Here is a 19736-nt window from a genome sequence, read left to right on the forward strand (position 1 = left end):
CGCCTTTTATTTAACGCTAGAGTTCTTATCCAAAATCCGTTCTTTTTGAGCCAGATAATCAAAGTTGCCTTTAGCGTTAGCAGTGGATTTCTTCTCTTCATTTTTCTTCTTTTTTTCCTCTGCTTTCTTCGATTTCTCATTTTTCTTCGTCTTATTCTTCTTGTCCGTTTTCCCCGTTGTATTAGGTCGACTTTTGGATGACTTGGTTATGATTACACCCGGTTTCAAAAGCTGCTTTGTGTTGGAATACGAAACAATTTTAACTGGGTTGAACTCTACAAAATTAAATGTGATATGCAGATTCGCCTGACCATCTTTATACGTGGCCTCGAAACTTTCAAACCACATGGTTTGCGAAAAGAGCGATTCAAAGTTGATCACAACCGGCTTGAGCTTCCATTCCTCCATTAGCTTCCATGCCTGTTCTGGAGACTGGTAAGCCACCGTCTCTTTTCCAGTTTCCCAAAGTTCTTCCCAGACTCGCGGGAAGATCACAGAAAAAGAGACCCGCTTCAGCTTCGAAGTGAGTCTCTTACTTGTCTTCTCTTCACCTGTAATTACGACAAAAGAATCTATCTCATTGCTGCTGGTGATCTGTATCTCTGCCGGTGTAATTGGAAAGGTGAAGCGATTCTTATCACGTATCATGGTCAGCATGATTATCCCCCACTTTCCAGAGCATTGTACAACTCTTCGCCGAAAACCTTGCGGAACAACGCTCGTCCCTGCGGGCTGGTCAGCATCTTAGCGAATTCAGCAAAGTTGGTAATTCCCTTGGCCAGTTCACCAAAATCGATGTTGATGTTCTCAATTACGATATCGCGGATCGCTGCAGGTGCCTGCGCTAATGTCTTCGCTACCGGGATACTGGAAGATCTCATACCTACCGTACCACCATCTGCATGGGGACGAACACCAAGCAAGCTGCCGGCTTGTTCCCATAATGCTCTGCCACGCTGGCTCCGCTGCCTGGATAATGGGATGATCATCTCTGGACCAGCTTCGCCGACCAGTCCCATATGTGGAGCACTGATAAGTCCACCCTCAGCGTACTTCTTCTTGCGCTTTTTTCGACGGCCAAAGAATCCAGAAATGCCATCATACATTTTCGTGGCCAACTTCTCACCGCCGATTGTTCCTAACAGCCCCCCGATTGCACCGCCAACGGCTGTTCCTACACCAGGCATGAGGAAGGTACCAAGTATTGCACCCGTTGCAGCACCACCTAAGATCCCGCCTCCAATTCCACCAGCTACTTTAGCAGTCTGTCGCCCGCGCTTTCCTTTGCCAGCAAAGAGGATATCCCAACCATCCATGGCGTAGCCGACAGGTCGAACCACTTTGCCAAGTAGTTTCGTACTTCTGGCAAAGGTTTTCATCTTGGCAGCCTGCCTACGCAATTGATGACCCGTCGAGCGTATTTTATAAGCATCAGTGAGGCTGCTCGCTTTACTCATCGCCTTGGTGTAGCGCTTCAGACCTTGCCTTTTCACCATTTCAAGTGAGCCATGGATCCCTTCGGCATAGCCGGCTCCGTAACCTATCCTGTCGTTGTTATCATCAATGTAGGTCTTCGCCTTATAAGCTTGAGTCCGCAAAGGCTGTGCTCCAACAATGCCTCCATTTGCATACGCACGGACACCCAGCATCGCACCAGCTCGTTCCCACAATTTCACCCCGCGTTGCCGGCGCCCTGCTGAGAGAGGAATAATAGCTTCCGGTCCCGCCTCACCGACTAACCCGATATGAGGTCGAGTAATAATATCGCCGTTTGCATATGCGGCACCACCACTGGATTTCATAAGACTTGGTGTACCAAATGATTTCGTAGACCCTGCTCCAGTCAGGGTATTCAGAATACCCATAGCACCGATTGCTGTCGACTTAAGTTCTGGGAATTTACTCTGCATCCCCTTGGAAATCCTCGTAATAATGGTACTACCCCAGCTTTCACTCTGACTCGTAACCGTTTGTATCGATAGCAGCTGCTGCTTCGTCTCATCCGTCGCCGTCTTTACTGCAGTCCCGATTCCGAGCATACTCGCTCCCGCTGCACCAGCACCCTGAACGATTCCAGCATTGCTGATTTTCGTGGTTACACCTAACTGCTGAGTCTGTCCAGCTGTTTTCTGTGCAGCTGCTCCAACAGCCTGCACGTTTTGCTGAGCATTGCCCGATTCTGTGCTTTTCCACGCGCCAACAAATGTATTTTTAATCTTATCAACCGTTTCCTTAACACCGCTCTCGTTAACAGCACTGGTCAATGCGGTTTTTAATCCATCCTTGGCCACATTGGCCCGGAAAACGTTGAAGGTCTCCTGTAATTGTTTTTCTCGTTCCGGTGTCAAGTTACCAAAGGTGATCTTTGCTTCAGGTGGGGGTTTAACCTCTGGCTTTTTCTCTTCTTTTTTGCCGAAGCCAAGCCAACCACCTATTGAAGCTGCCGCATCCTTAATACCGCCAGCAGCCGAAACCACTCCATCAACAACGGATTTTGTAACCCCGCTCGAATCGGCTAGGGAACCTAGTTTATCACCAACCCATCCGCCTGCTGCTGCTCCTACTGCAGTGCCTATGGGTCCAGCTAATGAACCAACAACACCCCCAAGGATTCCCCCTGCTGTACCTCCGACCAATGATCCGCCTGTAGATGATACTCCGGCTTTAAACCCATCGTCTCTTGATGCTTGATACAGGTCATAGCCTGTCATGCCAATACCCGCCACAGTACCTGCAATTCCTAATGCTTTTACAGCTTTGGTCCCACCTTTAGCGAATCCCTTTAACAACCCTCGTCTCGCAGGTATATCCGAGACATCCGAGATGATATCCGGAACAGCAGACGTCCCCCGAAGCCGAGCGGTATTACGATAGGTAACTCGTCCTCTTCTTCCAGCAACGTCTGGAATTGCATCGATATCAGGAATATTAGTAGTTCGCGTACCCCGGCGCGCTCTGATTGAGCCTGTACCTCCACTGCCACCAGTTATTGTTCGGGTGTTAGAACTTGAGCGACCAGTACGCCCACGGCGGGTTGACCTACCTCCTGAGCGACTACCTTGCCCACCAATTGATCCACCTAAACCGCCAGATTCATTAAGGTAGACCACACTGGCATTTACAGTCATAGAGGAAATCGATTTCAGACCACCGCCAAGACCACCATTTGATCCAGCAGTGGTGCCACGTCGGAGCGTAAATTTACGGCGGGTAGGGGTGCCTACTTCATCGATTGGAGTTGTTGTTTGTCCTCTTCTCTGACCAATCCAATCTGTTGCTGTTTTGACACTCGTATAGCCTTTTTGGAGTAGTCTTCCTCCCTTCACTGCTACTAACCCTCCAGCAACAACTCCTAAAGCCCCATTTATCGAATTGAAATGATCACTATATAAGCTGGTAAGTTTGCTGACAAAGCCAACAACTTTAGTTCCTAGTTCTTGTATTTCGTCTTTATTTTCTGTGATAAGAGTATTGAATTCTTTAAGTGCTGGAAGAACTGCTGTTGATAGATTTGCTCCCAGCTCCTGCATTTGCTGATCGATCTCCGCCCGTGTCTGAATAATATCCTGCATTGGATTGGCATCTTGCTGAGCCTTGACCATTCTCTCTGTTGTCCCTGCAATACCTGAGGGTGCAGGTTGAAAAGGTACTTGGAATGTCTTGAGCACAGCACTTCCGTTGTCTTCTGCTGTAGCTGATCCAAGAGATACCAGAGAAGCTTTCAGCTCACTCTGTGATTGACTGGCTAAATCAGCAACTAGGGCCATGAGCGCACCCTTTGCACGTTGTTCTTCACCGGAGTTAATGTCTCCAGTAAATGAGACAGCTTGTTTTGCTGCTTCGGCTTTTCCAGCTCCGCGTAGAGTAAAATACTTCTCCATATCGCCAGCATCTAAAGCTTTAACCCCAAAAGTTTCCTTTATAAAGTCAGCAGGCTTATCAAAATTGAAGGAGCCTTCCTTCACGCTTTGGGTCAAGAAATTAGCCATTTGGCCTGAGTTTGCGCCAGTATTTTTAAAATACCCGCTGTACTCCCAAAAGGTGTCGAAGAGATCCTGCTGGCGATCGCCTACCTCCTTATAGGCGTACATCATGCTGTCCGCAACTGAAGTATAGGTCTCTCGGAAAGTATCTGCTGATTGCGATAAGGCACGGTTAATTTCCTCCGAGCCAGCATCTGGTCGGATATATTTCATCTTCGATGAAGCTCCCAAAAAGTCGCTAGTTTGTGATTTATCCCGGACTAATGCGGCAATATCAGCTAATTGTCTGGCCCCCTCCGTCTGAGAAGGGATAATACCCTGAGCATTTAGATCTTTCACAGTCTGAAGACCTTGATCACGTGCAGTTGCAGGTAGTAAGGCTGCGCTGCGAGAAGCTTCGGAATAGTAGTCCATGACATTCCCGAATAATGCATCCTTGATTCCACCACCTAGCACTAGAGCTCCTGCAGTTGCCGCAATCGTTGTAATTTTGGAAGATATTCCATCAAGGACTGGGCTCAATTCATCTTGAGCACGTATATGCAAACGAGAATCACTCATTCCACGGATTTCGGCGTCGGCGCGAGATGCTGAGCGACGCAATTCATCGGCTCCTGATTGAGCCCGGCGAAAGATATCATCAACGTTAGCGCGTCCCAGCCGACGCACTTCATCTGATGCGTTGCCGACCCGGCTTCCTAAATCATCTGCTGCGCTCCTGGATCGTCGAAGATCAGATACAAGGTGTTTCCCCATCTGTCCAGATGCTCGACGAAAATCTAGTAAATCATTAGTCGCCCCAAGAATGGCCTTCCGCATATTCTGGACAGCACCGGAAATAAGATCACGTGCTTCGAACGGGACCGTCACTTTTGTTGTCGCTGCTATGGTTGTTCACCTCCATCCTGCCTATTTCTTGTTAGCCAGGCGTTTGGTTTCTTCTTCGGCCACCATACTGGCCGCAAGACAGAAAAAATACTGCCGCTGTTCATCCACCTCATAAGGTAGGATTTCAGTCGGCAGCCGCTTCTGGTTAATCCAAAAGGATGCTACCCAGCTTGCTTCTCCGTCTTGCTTGATGAGTTTTTTGCTTCTTTCATAAGTTCATCCTTTGTTTCTTGGAAATTACGCACGGCTTTGCTAAGCTCCGAATAATCAGCAGGATTGTCTAGGATACGCGGTGGCAGCTCATACTTACTGATGCAGTTGAAAGCCAGCAGCAAATCTTTGTTGTTCCAATCGAAATCATGCTCAGTTGCTTTAACGATCATGACATCAATCTCGTTATAGGATTCTTTCGGATCTCCGTTGTCTTCATAGGCCAGTTCATAGGCTCGGCGTACCTCAATAGTAGTCAGGCGACGTACAGACCAATTTTCTCCGTCTGCTGGCACAGTAATAGTATCGTCGTTACGACCTGCTTTGCCTTTGGATAGGTATTTTTCTAATTTATTATCCATTAATTTTCCTCCTAAAAAAATTAATACCCGCTCTTTATTAGCGGGTAGGTTATATAAATTTAAATTTCAATGTTTACTTCTGCAAAAACCTTGTCAATTGATCTATAGAAAATGGTTCAATATTTAATCCGGAAAACAAATTCTCCTCCGTTTTCACAAATCCAGCTTCACCAAATAACTTAGGATCTGGGTTTGGAGATTTTGGGATAACATCACAAACAAAAGCAAATAGTTGAATTCCCGTTGATTTAATTCCAGTATTAGTTTCTTCGTAATCTAAAGATGAAGAACTACTCGTATGAGAATAGTTTCCTCTTATACTAAAAGGACCGAAACCAACAGACCCTTTTCCTTTAATTACATCTAGTGCTTTTTTAGTTAGTTCATCCTCTTTGTTAAATGTAACTTCGATGTCCTTAGCAAAAATAATTGAATTGGGGACAATTGGCATGAATACTTCTTCATTAGGAGGTATGCTCCCCGTAGATATTGGAGTAGTAATTTCATCAACCCACTTCCAGCCTCGGCTTTTATAAATATAAGAGCTATACCAAGGTCTAATTATTGGGACTTGCAGAAAGGATGCCTTAATTGAAAAACCTTGTGAGTGTATTTCGCATTGTTCTCTTTGCATATCTCTACTGTAACTCGCTCCTGCAGACCAACTAAACCCAAAAGTGCTAAAACCTCCACCACCTCCATAGCTGGTTGAAGATTGACTATTGTACTCATGTCTTTCTGATTCTTCAAATGAAAATTCAACCCATCGATCACTATATTCACTGCTAAGGATTTTAGGGGGATATATATAGGTGTGATAAAAATCAAGACCCATTCCTGGAGTTTTTTCAAAAGACTCCTGGAACCTACTCTTAAGATTATCATATATCACATTCGGTCCCCTCTCGGTTAGCATACCGATAGTAGCAATTGCTTCTTCATATTTATTTTTTAATCCTTCTGAAACCCATTGCTTAAAAGCAAAATTTTTGTTCAAGGTAAGCCGTTCACCCTGAACTTCCCATATTTGAATTGATGCGGGATCTTTTTTTCTTAAAGCGTTAAGTCTTACCATAGTAAATTCTTCTTTAGCCTTTAAATATAAATTTTGATATTTAAGATATTTCTTTGTGTTAGTACTCGTAATGATTTTCTCACATTTCTCAAGAAGCTTTTTTTCATCTGTTGTCAATTGACTACTTGCTAGCTTAATATTAGTGATTGATTTTTGATAAATATCCCATACTTTGATATCTGTAGATTGCCAGAATCCAACAGATTCAGGTATGCTATTTACCATCTGTGAAAAGAGTGCATGTCTATCCTTCGCTTCTAAATCTCCAACGTCACTATAAATGTTAAAATCGACATCTTTCTCGCCAATACCCATTCCCGGGTTAATGAAGCTAATATATGGACTTTGAGAGCTCATCGTCGGATTGTCATCATCTCTGAATGTAAAATATTGATATATTTTTTCTAATAAAGCATCCATAATATCTACATCAGTTAAGGCCAAACGTTCTAAAGAAACACTCATTTTTTATCTCTCCTTAATTTGAATTTACTTATTTTGATAAATATCATTTGTTAAGTTAATTCAATTAATTCAAGTAGTAACATTTTTATTTTAAATTTCTTTCTGTTTTGTGAACATTTAAGCCATATACTCCGGAAACTGTTCAATGAAATCAAAATCATTCGCGGTACCGGAAAGCGTGATATCGATGCCATTGTTGTCGTCAATCTTGGCAACCAGTAGATCCATTTCATCATGAATATGCACACCACTGATCATCACCCGTTCTATATTACCAGTCTGCATGTCCTCAAGTGAACCGGTGATCCGATCAAGGAACATCGTCTTACCTGCCTTGAAATCAGCCAAGAGCCTGTAACGAAGAGAGGACTCCAGTTTAGACATTACCAACTTCACGGTAATTTCATAACCCACAATCTGTTTCGTCTTAGACATCTTCCGCGCACGGATAATATCCAGTGTCTCTGGCTTCAGGATAACCTCCACTTCTTTAATCGTTTGAATTGAATCCCCGTTGTCATCCTGCACGGATAAATTACGGCCAATAAGTTCGCGTTCCATCTACTATGCCACCTCCCAATCAATATTAAAGATTTCAATTGCATCAAGCGGTTTTGCCGACAAAGAGAAGTAAGCATAATCCATGTCACTGATCTTCGTTGGATGCTCGGTAAATGTAAATTCTGAGCCAATCGCCTTTTGTTCAGCACGAGTCTTCAGATAACTGACTACCGCTGCGATAAACATACCTCGGCCATCCTTGTCATTATCCAGCTTTGCCTTGTTTGCTTTGCCAGCAGCGTAGATGTCATTCAGGATTTGGTCAATCGTCATGGAAACTCGAATCTTACCGAAGTCCTCCCGTTCCCCTGCCGCAAGTGTGGTCAATGTGTTCACTGCCGACTCAATAATATAGTCGTAACCGTCGCGGGTAGCCATCAGTGTGCCTTCGGCCAACCCCTTCAAAACTTCGCTATGACTCCAGTCCACTAAAGCTTCAGTCATTGGTACCTTAACACCCGTAAATGATTTATTCGCCGGTGTTCCAGCTGCAAGTCCAGCCACCCATGCTGCCCAGTGAAGAGAACCATAGGTCTTACCATTGGTGTGTTCACCAGCCAAAGAGCAATTGATGATAAAGCGGGCATTGGCCACGCGACTGCGCGTATTATGATCTTCAATGTCATCATCAGTTTCCAATGCCCCTGCAATGACCAGTTGTGCCAGCTTACGAGCCTTGCTACGCCGATCTAGCAGCCATTGCTTGGCAGCAGCTTGTACCGCTGCGTCCGAGGAAGGAAGATAAACGACATCAAACACTAGACCATCAATGCGATTAAAGATGCCGCTCCAATTGGCTGCCGTGATCGCTGCAGTACCAGTAACTCCGCCAGCCAACTTGGTATAGGCAACATCAGCCAGTGCCGTTGCACCAGTATCCTTGAAGCGCACCATATTGGACTTCTTCAGAGCAATGATAGCTTCAGTTTTATCAGCGACCAAGAAAGTCTCAGTATCATAGATGCCTTTCGTATCCCGAATGACAATCTCTTTCTTTGTTGCATCCACCAGACTCGCCCGAATAAGATACTCAAAATCATTACCACGAGTACCTGGATAACGGGCCTCAATTGTGTAGCTGCTGGCCACAGCAACCGAAGCAGCTACTTCATTCCCATTCGTAACCCTATAACCCACTACCGTTGCGCCATTCTCTGCAGCCAGTTCCAACTCATCTACAAGTAGACCAGATTCCTTGAAGCGCTCGGACTGATCCGCCATATCCACTGCTTTATTCGGCAACCCCCACTCGGCTTGATACGGTATCAAAACACGGCCAGATACCGATAGGACACGAGACTTTGCAACCGCCTGCAGCTCCACATACGCGCCTGGTCTATTCCGTTGTATCGACATTCACTGTTTCCTCCTTTTTTATCAGTCCCAAATAGGCCTGCACCTTTTGAATAACTTCCTGCTGAGTCAGCAGGGTATCTTGCTCATAATCAAAAAGAGCGCCGGCAATTTCAAAGCGTTCCCGCTTCAAAACCACTGCGCTCTCAATCCATTCCTGCTTTGTTCGCTTGTTCAGGTCATTTAAAACAACATCAACGCCCTGGCGAATCTGTTTTTTTAAGTTCATGCTATAAGTTTTCCTCTCCTTTCTGATCAAAAGAAAAACCGCCTCAACAAGGGAAGTTATATCTTTTGAGACGTATACCATTTAACTAAATTCGCGCTAAAGTCTTTGTGCTTCTTAATAAATCTCTCCATATATTCACTCGATATAGAATCAATCCCCATTCCAAAGTGATCATCCAATTCGTGAATAATAAACTCATAAATATCGTTCTGGCCTCTCCCTTTGCTCAACATTGAAATTAACTGAACTGTAATGCAATCATACTCATCTTTCGGAGCACCGCCCCCGATCAAACCTATTGGGTCCCAAGCATTCACAATTGGTTCTAGCTGAATGTACAATTCCTTGTATTTGTTCTTTAACTGCTTAACTTGACTATTCGAAGGATGTTCCCACATATACATCACCTAATTCATATAGAGTACACCTCTTATTCGTGATATACCTCATGGTTTCCTCTAATATTTGAGATACAGCAGTTTGCAAAAGAAATATAAAAGTGAATTATCGTCAGCTTCGTATAGAATCAATAAAAAAGTCGTTAATCTTGGCCACTGGACTACCATCACTATTTTCAAGCAGCTTCGGAACATGAAGCAGATATGAATACCTGAAGGTGACTTCCATCCGGTCATTCATCGGCCGAGTACGCGGGGCTTCAATCACCATCATGATTTCAAAGCGCTGCGAAACCACACAGAACCGTCGCTGGCGGAGGTAAAGGAAGAAGGGAGATAAGTCCAAGGGGATCGGTTCCCCGGCCTCCTCTACCACACTTCGGTCGATGTCGTAATGAAAGACTAACCCTACATCCTCAATAATTCGGTCTGCCCGCGGTGTGTGTGCTTTATCGGATACCAAATCCGTCTCGATAAATACACTAGGGAAATCAAACTGCCCTGCTAACCAGCGAGATCGATCTCGAAGAATCGGCAGCTCCGGGTATATCCTCTGCACGAGTTCTGCCCAGGCTTTTAATCCCACATCCATCATGACAGCATCCTCCCCAGCTCTTTCTCCAACCGCTTCATAATCAGTGCGTTCATACCGCCATCCAGCTCCTTCACAGCGATGTCAAAGTATTGCCGACCAATGAACGACCGTGGCTTAGCCATAAAGCCAGTCTTTGCCCTGGGATCGTAGACAAATGTTCCATTCGTTGCCCAATAGCCGGGGACAAAGTGCGCCTTATGGATGGTGTAGCCATCATTGAGATAGCGTGCGTAAGTAAGGTTTGAACCCACTTCGATAGAAATAGAGTTACGGTCTACATCCCATTCCCAAATGTTATTGTCCTCCCCACGAGTAAAGGAGTTCCACATCAATCCAGTGTCAATCAGATCCTGTTTATCAATTTCATCGATGACCAGGTTCAAAAGTGTTTCGCCCACAGCTTCAGCAATGTTCTTAAGGATCTGACTAACCCCTTCGTCGCTCAGCTTCTTGAATTTCTTCGCTAAACCATCAAAATCATGCATGCTCACTGCCTTTCACCTCGCAAGTTACCAATAGCTCACGCCAGTAACGACGCGGGTTAGAGTCAATCACCAGATACCTACGTCCGAACAGCAACACTTCGTCACTGATTCGGACGTCTGCTGTCTTCGGAACCCCAATTGTCTTTTTAACAATGTATATGACAGGAGTGGAATCTGCTTTGGCATCAGTCTGCGTCTTAACAACGAAACATTTCAAATCTGCGATCTTTCCTGCTTTCCGATCGCTGAATAGGTTGTCCGCATCCTGCTGACGACCGACCCGGTACACTGCCAGCGGTGTATTCATGCGGTGATTCATAGCAAATAGGCCGTGATGTTCCCATCATCCGGCCCGGCCTGCTGCTTCTTGACCCACAGGAAGAGGATAGAGTCCACATCAGCATTGCCTGTAGTTTTCCCTTCAACTGCCTGTCGGGTATATGTCCAAGCGCCGTCACTTTCTGCTGAGTAGCCGCGGGCGACTGAAGCCAGGTATTCCTCACTGTCCTGCAGAGCCAGTGACTCTGCCAGCTTCACCCAGGCCAGCATGAGCTGCTTGTCTACCACCTCCGGAAAATGAACAGGTAAGTACAACTCAATCCGGGTCTGTGCGTCATCAATGTACTGCTCAAGCTGATCGGCAGTAGCCTCCTGCACGGCGCTGACACGGCTGCGGCTCTTAAGGAGTGTAGCTGACAGCATCCGGCACACCGCCGCCTTCCAGTGCCTTCAGGGCGGCGATCAAATCCGGCTTCTTCATATCCGTGAAACCTTCAATTCCGGCTTTCTTCGCCTTGTCCTTCAGCTGCACCACCGACATATCCTCCAGCGGAATGTTCTTTTCCGCTTTGACCTCAAAATCAGGATGCTCATGCAACTTTTCCAGCACAATCGAATCTTCCACCAGTACCGGCTTAGCCGGCTCAAACCGGATACTGTACAGGCGCAGGGAGGCGTTCTTACCTCGATAGGTTACGTATGGCATTAGAATTCCACCCCTTCCACATAGGCCAGAGCTTGTGGCTCTTCAAAAATAGAATCATAATCAGAATGAATCGCATAGAAACGCTTATCAGTCCAGATTGCCTCCTTGCCCTCAGTCGTCTTCCGAATCTGCATGTCATAAGTATGGACCATCGCAAAGTTCGGCTGATACGTAAAGAGGATAGCTCCTTCAGGCATACTCCAGACATCCTCCACATCGTAGGCATTAACCTTCTTGACGCCGCCGGTGATTTGCAACTGAATGGACGCACTTGTGTCCTTCTCTGCCAGTTTCTGCAGCCGTTTGCTAAAGGTGTTCGGATGCATGAAATATTTGAATACGCCCCCAGCACGGTACCGGGTTGGAATCGCACGTTCTACCTCAAACAAGATCCCCAATTTTTCAGCAGCTGAGAGAGTAGTCCAGTCCAAGTAATGGCCGGTGGTACGCGCCTTCTTCAACCAACCATCATTTATGCTCAGAAACTCATAATCCGGATCAGTGTTCGGGGTTTCTTTATCACCATTAAAGCCGATGTCCTGCATGTTCTCACCGTAGTTGTTAGCCATAGCCCGCATGATGATATCCTCTGCGTTTTGGCCACGCACCCGCTGAGTCTGGCGAATAAATTCCTCAGTAATATCAAATGGAACAATTACTGGCTCCACTGAATATGGAATCTGTGGAAAGGTCAGACCAGGCGTGTTGGAAGCCATAATATTCTCTTTTTTACTACGCATATTCCGGCCACGTACACCGACTTTATCAATTGTTCCCTTTGAGCTTTTACGGTTCTCATGCCGAATGCCTTTCAAGAAACCATTAGCCTCATACGCCATATCGGTGAAGGCTTCCACTTCCTCATAGTTCAAGGCGTTTTGGTCCATTGGTGTAACGATGGTTGATTTACGAATGCTCGTACTAGCGATGTTACCGTTTGTTCTCATAATTTGCATTCCTCCTCGAATTACAGGAAGCGTCCGAAACTAACGGCGCCTTCTGATTTGCTGATTTCTTCTTCATCACCTTGCGCGGAAGCACCGCGGCTATTCTTCACCAATTGTACATCAGCTGCCAGCGTCTGCATCTGCTGACTCAGCGGTTCAAGAGCCTTGGCAATGGCGTCGGTTATCGCAGTCTCTTCTGCGGTCGCAGTCGAAGCAGCACCGCCTGCAGGTTGGTCACCTCCGACACCTTCCTCTTTCTTAAGCTCCGCAATCTCTGACGTCAGGCCTTCCACCTGCTTTGCGATCGGAGCCAGTGCGGCCGTTACAGCCTTGGCAATATCTTCAGCTTTCAAATCGTCTTCCCCCTTCGGATCCTCTTCTACAGGAGCCGTTTTATTTTTAAGTTCGGTCAGAGCTGCAATAGCATCATCGACATGTTTCAGGTTGCCGGCAGAAATCTTCTTGCCAGCTTTTGCAATGGTTTCAGGCGGCGCGCCGATAGCTTTCACGATATCCTCCTTGGTCAACACGTCCTCAGCAATGTCCACAAAATCCTGCAGCGCCTCCCGAATGGTCACCGCATCGGTTTCCATCCCGCTGTTATAACTGTCCCAATTAAAAAGAACCGAGTTGAGGGCATCCTGCGCCGCCCAAAATTCTCGGTTCTTACGGTTCTTATGGTATTTATCAGCGACCGCCCCCTTTTCGATCAGGCCCAGCGCTTTGGCTATTCGGCTCAAGATTCCCTTGGATACCTCCTCTTCCTCCTCGATCTCTTCCCGCTTACCTACACCCCACATTGAAAAGCCAGTTATCTCGCCTTTCTTGATTGCCTCCCAAGTATCATCTTCAGTCACTTTCACAGCTGCCACCCAGGAGCCCTTCACAATCTGCTGCTCACCAAGCGTCATGTCACAAGGAGCAATGTATGACTCAATAACAAAACCCTTATTGACTTCGAGATCATGCTGCTTGTCGATGTTGTAGGTGTGCTGTTGCTGCATGAAGAGATGGGCTGCCTTCTCGATCTCAACTTCATCCATTTGATCATCATGTGCGTCTGCCACATCTGGCTGATAAACCACGCCTTTGACAATCTGCTTATCATCGTCAATCTTAGCGATTTGAACCTGTTTCTGGATGGCGTTTTTCCCGGCAGACTTGATGATGGCAAATGGCACGCCGTTCGCTCCTTTATCTACCAGAGAGATGTGTGTAATTTTGGCATCTTTCAGTTTATAGCTCATGTTCTATTCTCACCTCCTTTCAATGCTTTCATGAATATGGTAAATTATCTTTAGAAATGTGTTGAAGCTAGGACTGCTCCTAGGGTTAGGCATAATTCCTGCGATACTGCTTTGGTGTGGTGCTCTTGTCTCCCTTACGGCATTACGTTATGCAAGTTACAGACTGATGTCTGAGCCATGCAAAACAAAAAAGGAGGCGATGCCAATGAGAAAACAAACCTCAAAAAAGACACCCCGGAAACTGTTGGCTTCAGCAATTGAAACGGTTTGGGCCCTTTCCATAAGCTTACTCGCAGGAGTAGCCTTAACTTGAACACATAACATAGTAAGATCGTGACTCTAAGAGCACGATCTTTTTTTGTTTGAGCCTATCCTATGATCGACTGTATCGTGCACCGACAGCGAATAATCTCCTCGGCTCGTCCTGCAGGATCACCTGGAAACATCAGTTTACTTTTACCGACTTCAAAGGGCTTGTCCAGCGGCTGTACCTGGCCGTTGGCCTTACGGTGTGTCTTCCGGGTGCGATCCCCCTTGGAAGACCTCCACTTCTTACCAGTGACCACCTCGGATTGCTTCCAGCCCTCCATCTTACCTCCGTTGGCCGCTGCCGTGCTCATGGTTCGCGAAACGGTAATGGCCCTTTCCATATTGAATGGACCAGCATCACCCTTAGCAGCCGACGCGCTGATCTCACGTACCAGCAGTGCCCGCTCGGAAGGTGTCTTCCCCTCTTTGATTGCTTTTTGAAATGCCCTGGTCATAACATCCTTACTGGTTCCGTTCATATCCGGGACCAGCTTTTTCAGTTTCAATGCGAACCGGGATGCCGCCTTGTTTTTAGTGGACCAGGTCTTGTCGGTGTTCAGCACCGTCAGCTCCGATTCGCCGGCTAGGTGATACAGTGGCGTGAAGGCATCATACACCGCCTGCTCGAACTGTACCGTAAAGAGATCCCCGCTCTGAACCGACAACAGCACCTTTCCAAGTTCACCGATATCAAATAGCAACTCCTCGCTGAGTTCCAGAATCGCATCATGCAATGCCTTCCCTTGCAGCTCAAGGATTTCAACTATTCGGGTTTCACCCTGCTTGTACAACTCTTCCAGCACTGTCCGCTCCGCATGGGTCAGCTCCAAACTATCCAAAAACTCAGTATCGTCCGCTTTGGCGATAAGCTCCCAGCAATCCTTACACATGGCCGACTACCTCATCATGACTCTGACGCAGCAGACGCTTGGCAATGGTGGATACCTGCTCCTGCAGATCGTTCACATCTGAGTCAGGTTCAGGCAAGGTTAATGCCGGCTGGCTGTTCACAAGCTGTGCGATCGGAGTATCCAGGTACTCATCGCTGTACTTAGACTCATCGATAGTTGTGTCCAGCACTTCCTCAGCAATTGGAATCAGATCGCGGACCAGCATAATCCCACGGTCTGCGATAAAGTCTAGCAGCGACTTGCGGTCTTCCGGATCAATAATACGCGGTCCACGTAAAGTCGCCCGTACACGGAAGATGCCCAGGGCTGGGAATAAGCGTTTATTAAAGATCTCATCCATGATCCACTTGCGATACGGTTCAAAGACCTGTTCCTCTGCAAATCGTAGCGCGGCTTGCGCTGTGGCACGGTTGTAATCGGAGCTTTGACCCACAAGTATTGGAGGCAATCGGAACGAGGAAAGGATATCGGTTTTCTTGTCCTTCCCGTATTCTAGAAACAAGGCATCCTGTTGCAGCAGATCATTCAGTTTGTCCAGCTTAATAGACACCTTCTCGACTTTCTCATCTAGTGGTCCACCAGTCTCTTCCCCTATGGCTTCCAGATAAAGAATGCCTCCTTGGGACTGCGAACCTTTTACATTCTTCAGCAGCTCCATCGATTGCTTGGTCAGTCGGCCGTTGGTCACAGTCAACAACATGGAGAGCATTCGACCATTGCTGAAATAAGAGACGTTGAGTTCCTCCGCCTCACGACTACCCACCACTCCAGGTGCATTCCCAAACCAGCGCGGTTCACCATAAGGACCATCATTACCAAGTTTTAAGGGAATGATTTGATTGCCCTGCCCTTCTGTTCCAAAAGGTCGGAACCAAACCACAGATTGCCCTCGCTTCATAGCATATTTCCGGGCATATATATCCTGAGAGAATTCCTCTACCTTCTTCGATGACCGGATCAGACGCTTACGCTTGATCGTCACCTTATTCGTCTCACGAGTACAACGAACGAATTTCGGATTGATTCGGTAGAGTGTCGGGAACTCACTGCCGACAGGCCAGGCGACCTCCACATTTGCATTCCCGCTGCTCTCAATGTCCTCAATTAAGGAGCCGATAATCTCATCTGGTGTATCCTCCAGGTTACAGGTCTCCAAGAACTTATCAGCCTTGTTCCACTCCTCCTGCGCGGTCTGATCACTCTCACCGGGGAGGTACTCCAAGGCAATACCATATCCAGCAATGTTTCGCTTGTACGCCTCAATGCACTGCGGAATAATGTTACTGTTCTTGACCAACAGTTTGCAGGAGGCAGGGTCATTGCCTGGTGGAAACGGTAGCAGCCCGTGCTGATCGTATAGGTTTTCAAAGCTATCCGGTAGCTGTGCGCTCGAGGGAATATGCCTGTCCTCTGCTTTGGATATTTGGAACCACTGTGCCTCGCCACTCATGCCTTACACCCACCCCACATCATGATCAGATCGCTCCTCTCTCTCTTTTTTACGCTGCTTCACACGCTGTAGCAGATAATCCGTATGGATACCGTACCTACGCGCGTCACAGGTATGGTCGTTTTGCTTAATAGGCTTGTCTTCGCCCCGTTCTGCGGCTTTTTCATCCCAAACGTAAGACACCAACTCCTGAAGGGAATTGGTGTTATCGGCACAGATATAAAGTTCATTGTTCTGGAACCGGTTGGACACTGTCTGAATGCCATCGAGCACGGTATTCACGGCAGCCCGGATATTGTTAATCCCGCGTTTCTTCAGCTCAATAATAAAAGCCTTTGCTGACGGGTCGATGAAGATTGAATACTCATCGCCATCAAGAAAGGCTTCCAGATCATCCGCATATTCACCATTCGTTTTCTCACCCTTATGGCGGATATTGTGATAATACTCATCCAGCTCATAATAAACGTTCCCTTGGACCCCGTATTTCAGAAATGCCGTCGGGTTGTTGGCCCCGTAGTCAATACAAATGAACTTGCGATCAAACTTGGCCGGGAACCAGTCTCGGGGTTTCTTATGAAGTGCATCATTGAATTTGGAAAAGATCACTCCCTCTGCCATGACCCATAGCCCCAGGATGTACCGCTGATAAAAGATCCCGCTGTACATGCGCCGGTACCTCTCTCGTACACGCTCAGAAAGTGAGAGATTATCCTCCATTGTGAAGTGTAGGTGCAGTGCGTGCTTCTTCTGCAGCTGGTCCAGCCATTCCTTTTTGAACCAGTGATACGGTCCTGCAGGGTTACAGTTGAACCAGAGCTTGGCACCATCTACGGAACAACGAGCAGTAGCTTGGTCAACAAAAGACTTCGGCATGAGCGCCACTTCATCGAAGAACATCCCGGCCAGCGTGATCCCAGCGATTAAATCCTGTGAGCTTTCATCTCGGCCACCAAATAAAAAGAACCGATTGCTTATTAAGCCCCGGGTCACAGTCAAAACATTTTCAGATCGATTATCATGAACATGATACCCACGGCTGGTCAACATGCGTTTCAGTGGACCGACTACGTTACGCCGGAGCGCACCAATCGTCTTACCGGACATACCGAACTGTTCTCCTCGGAAGGTGTCCATTGCCCAGGCTATATAGGAGAATGACATGCAGACCGTCTTGCCGGCCCGGACGGAACCATCACAGATGATTGCGTCTTTATCGTGGTGTGGGCTTTCAGGTGTCCACCATGTCAGCACTTTAAGCTGCTTATTCGAGAAAGGGGACCACTTGAACGCCGCTGGTTTGAGTTTAAGCTTCGCCATCGTCGCTCCACACCCCCGCTGCCATGCCTTTCAGCGCATCGATAAAACCATCATCCTCAAAGGCTTCCTTACCTCCACCACCTCGCAACATTTGCAGCTCATACTCCATGGTTTCGATGCGGATACGCTTTTCGTCGTCGGTCAATCGATTTTTGAGTTCAATGGCCCGGATCTTCTTATCCTGGATGCGGGTCAAGGCCTCCTCCAGCTTTACGATATCGTCTATCTTGCGGAAACCCTTCTCCTCAATCTTCGACTCCATCATTTCATTTCGACTGTGCGGGATCTTCTTCGTGATGCCTGTCTTCTCATCATGGATCTCCGCGACTTCCTTGATGGCCTTCATCTCGTAGAGCACGCTGCGCTCGGTCTCGGATAACCCATCCATCAGGGATTTGATCCGATGCATCATGCGGCGTTCACGGATCGCTAGGAGGTAAAGAGACTCATTCGCTAGATTGATAGGGTCGGTGTCCACCTGATCGATTAGCTGTTGCTCGATTTCAGTCAGTGTATCCATCCAGATCGTTTCATGCTCACCAGTAGTGACGGCCTTCTTGTTTCCGACAGGTCCCCCAGATCCGCCGCTATTTCCCTTGGCATTTTTATTGCCTGGGGGAGCACCGCCGCGATTACCGACTGCGTTTTTGTTCCCTTTGGGAGCGCCGCGATGTGGAGCGTTCCCTTTCATTTCAATTGGAACGTTCCCATTGGATTCAGATGAAACGCTCCCTTTGAGTTCCTCTTCCCAATGGTCAATTGACTTCCATTTACGCACCTTATTTTCGCCAACAAAAAGAGCAGCTGCGATGTCCTTAAGCTTTATCGTCCCGCCGCTCTCGAGCCAAATCTGTCTTGCCTTGTCCCTCTCGGAACTTCGTGCTCTGACCATCTACATATCACCACCTCACCTCCAACAAAAAAAGCAGCTCATTTAAGAGCTGCTCACAATAGGAATTATTTCATACCATAAAAGTTATTTAAATTTACTAAAGAAAACTCAATACCAAGATTGTGCAGTTGATCTTTACGTTTTTCATAGAATTCTTTTAGCAGCAACTTTTTCTCTTTCGGACGAGAATGATGGATCATACGATGACAATTAGGACATAAAGCAAGAATATTACTTTCAGTATCAAGAGATACATTCTCAAAATCATTTTGAAATTTCATTGGTATTAAATGATGAGCTTCAACATAATTTTCCTTGCTCACACTTGAAATGAAGGTACTATGATTAATGTCGAATTCACACTGAAATAGAGCTTTTTTAATTGCTCTCTGAGCTACTTTAGGATCTCTATCCCATACTTTGACTCCATTTAAAATTCTTTGTTTCTTCTTCTTTTTTGGAACTTCTGGTTTATCTTCAACTTTTCTGAAGTCAGTTTCTAATGAGTTCTGATAGTCCCCATCTTCCAAATCTTCATCGGACATTAAAAAGTTATTATTCAAATCATTAACTAATGCATCAACATTCGGGTATTTCTTCATACGAATTTGAAATTTTGTTTCTTCAATATTACTGAAACCTTGTGGTATAAAGTTCGTCTTATATCCAAAGAACGATGAGAACATTTCTTTTGAAAAATTAACTGACTTCACTTCTTTTAGAAAATAAATATACTCCCATGTTCTATCTTCATTATCAGTTCCCCAGATATACTCAGCAACTTCCCTGTTGATTGTTTTGGCTACTACCTTCGCGTAGGACCTAAAACCCTCTTTGACATAAACCAAAACCCCGTCCCCGACCTTAAGATTGCTCCAACGTTTTTTATTTGAAGGACCTGGTACAGCTCCCCACATATGAACATGTTGATCTAAGCCTTGAGTCATCAGCTCATTTTGTACTACAGGGTCTATTTTCTCAAGAAGAGGGGCAATTAGATATGGTTTAGCAACTGTATCTTCGTAATGCTTTCTAGCATTTTTATCACAGGCAGTGAAATAATAAAGCATT

At 46.4% G+C, this 19736-nt stretch carries 20 protein-coding genes; all 20 read right to left on the reverse strand.

The genetic code is table 11. The features are described 5' to 3' along the window. Positions 1 to 6: 6 nt before the first annotated feature. The 20 genes from MHH89_RS14490 to MHH89_RS14585 all read right to left on the reverse strand — a co-directional run bounded on the left by MHH89_RS14490 (position 7) and on the right by MHH89_RS14585 (position 19735). Positions 7 to 657, reverse strand: a complete 651-nt coding sequence (locus MHH89_RS14490) for a hypothetical protein (RefSeq protein WP_076219561.1) — start codon at positions 655 to 657, stop codon at positions 7 to 9. A 2-nt stretch (positions 658 to 659) separates the two neighbouring features. Beyond that, positions 660 to 4853: a hypothetical protein gene (locus MHH89_RS14495; RefSeq protein ID WP_340033458.1), complete on the reverse strand. Its 4194-nt coding sequence runs from the start codon at positions 4851 to 4853 to the stop codon at positions 660 to 662. 179 nt (positions 4854 to 5032) lie between these two features. Continuing rightward, positions 5033 to 5443, reverse strand: coding sequence for a hypothetical protein (locus MHH89_RS14500; RefSeq protein ID WP_340033459.1), 411 nt, complete (start codon positions 5441 to 5443; stop codon positions 5033 to 5035). A gap of 73 nt (positions 5444 to 5516) precedes the next feature. Next, a complete protein-coding gene (locus MHH89_RS14505) occupies positions 5517 to 6983 on the reverse strand; it encodes a hypothetical protein (protein ID WP_341087398.1) in 1467 nt (488 codons plus the stop codon). 117 nt (positions 6984 to 7100) lie between these two features. Continuing rightward, positions 7101 to 7544 (reverse strand): phage tail tube protein, encoded by a 444-nt coding sequence (locus MHH89_RS14510; RefSeq protein ID WP_341087400.1) that lies wholly within the window; start codon positions 7542 to 7544, stop codon positions 7101 to 7103. Between the two features lie 3 nt (positions 7545 to 7547). Next, on the reverse strand, positions 7548 to 8900 hold the full coding sequence (locus tag MHH89_RS14515; protein WP_341087401.1) for a phage tail sheath subtilisin-like domain-containing protein: 1353 nt from the start codon (positions 8898 to 8900) through the stop codon (positions 7548 to 7550). Further along, positions 8881 to 9126: a hypothetical protein gene (locus MHH89_RS14520; RefSeq protein WP_341087403.1), complete on the reverse strand. Its 246-nt coding sequence runs from the start codon at positions 9124 to 9126 to the stop codon at positions 8881 to 8883. Before MHH89_RS14520 ends, MHH89_RS14515 begins: the two co-directional genes overlap by 20 nt. Positions 9127 to 9182: 56 nt before the next feature. Continuing rightward, complete coding sequence (locus MHH89_RS14525; RefSeq protein ID WP_341087404.1) at positions 9183 to 9524, reverse strand: hypothetical protein; 342 nt, start codon at positions 9522 to 9524, stop codon at positions 9183 to 9185. 112 nt (positions 9525 to 9636) lie between these two features. Beyond that, a complete protein-coding gene (locus MHH89_RS14530; protein ID WP_341087405.1) occupies positions 9637 to 10119 on the reverse strand; it encodes a hypothetical protein in 483 nt (160 codons plus the stop codon). After that, positions 10116 to 10604 carry an HK97 gp10 family phage protein gene (locus tag MHH89_RS14535; protein WP_256717573.1) on the reverse strand — a complete coding sequence of 163 codons (489 nt, stop codon included), beginning with the start codon at positions 10602 to 10604 and terminating at the stop codon, positions 10116 to 10118. The genes MHH89_RS14530 and MHH89_RS14535 overlap by 4 nt, the downstream gene beginning before the upstream one ends. Beyond that, positions 10597 to 10911, reverse strand: coding sequence for a hypothetical protein (locus MHH89_RS14540; protein WP_256721934.1), 315 nt, complete (start codon positions 10909 to 10911; stop codon positions 10597 to 10599). Before MHH89_RS14540 ends, MHH89_RS14535 begins: the two co-directional genes overlap by 8 nt. Before the next feature lie 8 nt (positions 10912 to 10919). Beyond that, on the reverse strand, positions 10920 to 11306 hold the full coding sequence (locus MHH89_RS14545) for a hypothetical protein (protein ID WP_341087406.1): 387 nt from the start codon (positions 11304 to 11306) through the stop codon (positions 10920 to 10922). Next, positions 11284 to 11589, reverse strand: coding sequence for a Rho termination factor N-terminal domain-containing protein (locus MHH89_RS14550; protein ID WP_341087407.1), 306 nt, complete (start codon positions 11587 to 11589; stop codon positions 11284 to 11286). The genes MHH89_RS14545 and MHH89_RS14550 overlap by 23 nt, the downstream gene beginning before the upstream one ends. Next, a complete protein-coding gene (locus tag MHH89_RS14555) occupies positions 11589 to 12536 on the reverse strand; it encodes a major capsid protein (protein WP_341087409.1) in 948 nt (315 codons plus the stop codon). Before MHH89_RS14555 ends, MHH89_RS14550 begins: the two co-directional genes overlap by 1 nt. 20 nt (positions 12537 to 12556) lie before the next feature. Then, the gene (locus MHH89_RS14560; RefSeq protein WP_341087410.1) at positions 12557 to 13783 is read right to left on the reverse strand and encodes an XkdF-like putative serine protease domain-containing protein; all 1227 of its coding nucleotides are present in this window, start codon (positions 13781 to 13783) and stop codon (positions 12557 to 12559) included. A 368-nt stretch (positions 13784 to 14151) separates the two neighbouring features. Continuing rightward, positions 14152 to 14982 (reverse strand): phage minor head protein, encoded by an 831-nt coding sequence (locus MHH89_RS14565; RefSeq protein WP_341087411.1) that lies wholly within the window; start codon positions 14980 to 14982, stop codon positions 14152 to 14154. Next, positions 14975 to 16453, reverse strand: coding sequence for a phage portal protein (locus tag MHH89_RS14570; RefSeq protein WP_341087413.1), 1479 nt, complete (start codon positions 16451 to 16453; stop codon positions 14975 to 14977). The genes MHH89_RS14565 and MHH89_RS14570 overlap by 8 nt, the downstream gene beginning before the upstream one ends. Before the next feature lie 3 nt (positions 16454 to 16456). Next, on the reverse strand, positions 16457 to 17773 hold the full coding sequence (locus MHH89_RS14575) for a PBSX family phage terminase large subunit (protein ID WP_341087416.1): 1317 nt from the start codon (positions 17771 to 17773) through the stop codon (positions 16457 to 16459). Then, positions 17760 to 18665, reverse strand: coding sequence for a phage terminase small subunit-related protein (locus MHH89_RS14580; protein ID WP_341087419.1), 906 nt, complete (start codon positions 18663 to 18665; stop codon positions 17760 to 17762). Before MHH89_RS14580 ends, MHH89_RS14575 begins: the two co-directional genes overlap by 14 nt. A gap of 65 nt (positions 18666 to 18730) precedes the next feature. Next, a complete protein-coding gene (locus tag MHH89_RS14585) occupies positions 18731 to 19735 on the reverse strand; it encodes an HNH endonuclease (RefSeq protein ID WP_256717572.1) in 1005 nt (334 codons plus the stop codon). Position 19736: the final 1 nt, after the last annotated feature.

This window comes from Paenibacillus sp. FSL H7-0323 (assembly GCF_038002725.1).
Classification (GTDB): Bacteria; Bacillota; Bacilli; order Paenibacillales; family Paenibacillaceae; genus Paenibacillus_AQ; species Paenibacillus_AQ odorifer.